This is a genomic window from Alteromonas sp. KS69, from assembly GCF_003989595.1.
GTDB lineage: Bacteria > Pseudomonadota > Gammaproteobacteria > Enterobacterales > Alteromonadaceae > Alteromonas > Alteromonas naphthalenivorans.
The window spans coordinates 1-1529 of record NZ_PYHU01000037.1 but is presented as its reverse complement, the minus strand read 5'-3'; the positions used below and the strand labels follow the sequence as shown (position 1 = coordinate 1529).

The window sequence follows — 1529 nt, the reverse complement described above, 5'->3', positions numbered from 1 at the left end:
GTAACCGTTCACCAGGGCCCTATTGACAGTTAGTAATATTTATTTTCAATGATCGTGGGGATCCTATTGATTGATCCCGCCAGTCTGTCAGAGTGGTTTCATGCCACGTAAAAAGCAGCCCACAAAGCCACCCGTCGCTACTAATCTCGATGATGCCAATGAGCTCATTAGTACACTCTGGGACAGGCTAAATGACCTCGAAGACCGACTGAATCAAAACAGTCGTAATTCATCGCGTCCGCCATCGTCTAATGGGCCGGGGGCGTCCTCTTCTGCGCCAGCTAAAAAGCCGACAGGCCGTAAGCGCGGTGCGCAATCCGGCCATAAAGGCAGTAAGCGGATGCTGGCCGATACCGTTGATGAGACGCGCACCTATTATCCCGACGATACTTGTGCTTGCGGTGGTGACATTGCTATCAATGATTCCCCTTATCGTCGGCATCAGGTATTTGATATTCCCAGCCAGGCATTCTCTGTAGTCGAACATCAGTTGCATCAGGGCCAGTGTTGTCAGTGCAGCAAAACGGTAAAAGCAACGCTACCTGACAACGTGAATCAGGGGCAGATGGGCAATAACCTGCTAGCCTATGTGGCAATGCAGTCGGGGCAGTTTCACCAGAGTATCAGTAAAATCCAGCAGCAGCTCGAACAGAACTTCGGTTTATCGTTCAGTCGCGGTGCTATCTCTGAAGCGCAGGGCCGGGTTAGTTCAGTACTGACGCCAGCGTATCAGGATATCAAAGAGACGATGCGCACTGAGGCGGTGGTGCACTGCGATGAAACCCGTCATCAGCGTGGTAACGAAAACCGCTGGATGTGGCAGGTATGCACAGCAGAATTATCATGCTTTATGACGCACTTCTCACGTGGCGCCTGGGCGGCAAAGAAACTACTCGGCGATAATCCGGAAAGCATTGTTGTTACTGACCAGTATGCCGGTTATCACTACATCGATTCAGACCACCGTCAATTGTGCTGGGCGCATATCTTAAGAAACATGAATGCGCTGGCGGAAAGCTGGGGAACGAACAAGACTTATGGAACGACGTTAGTCAGGCTCATTCGCATACTGTTCCGGCTGCAACACCGGTATGAGAGTAACGCACTAAGTGAAAAGCGATACCTGGACCGGATGGAAAAACTACGCATCGCCTGGCGAGAGCAACTTGAACTGGCATCAAGACGCTGTGTGACTCCCCGCTATCAGAACCGGTGTAAGCTACTGCTAAAACACGATGACATGTGCTGGGTATTCCTCAGTCACGATGGCGTCCCTCTCACTAACAATGAAGCCGAGCGTTCATTGCGAAGCTATGTGCTGTGGCGAAAAGGCAGCTATGGTGTGTGGTCTCACCGAGGGGAACTGTTCAGACAACGTATACTCACCATCGTCGAAACCTGCCGGAAACAAAAGCTGAATCCACTGAATTGGCTCCGCGCCATTCTCGAAGCGACGCTGAACAAAACGTCCTATCCTCTGCTCGACGACTTCAAAGCTGCCTGTCAATAGGGCCTTGGTGAACGGTTAC

The 1529-nt window shown here is 51.3% G+C and carries 1 protein-coding gene; it reads left to right on the top strand.

All coding sequences use genetic code 11. From position 1 onward, the window contains the following. Positions 1–100 precede the first annotated feature (100 nt). Complete coding sequence (locus C7Y69_RS17000) at positions 101–1510, top strand: IS66-like element ISAma4 family transposase (protein WP_126873483.1); 1410 nt, start codon at positions 101–103, stop codon at positions 1508–1510. Positions 1511–1529: the final 19 nt, after the last annotated feature.

Excerpts from the sequence above, each read along its gene's own strand:
- C7Y69_RS17000 (WP_126873483.1), top strand. The coding sequence starts at position 101 with ATGCCACGTAAAAAGCAGCCCACAAAGCCACCCGTCGCTACTAATCTC.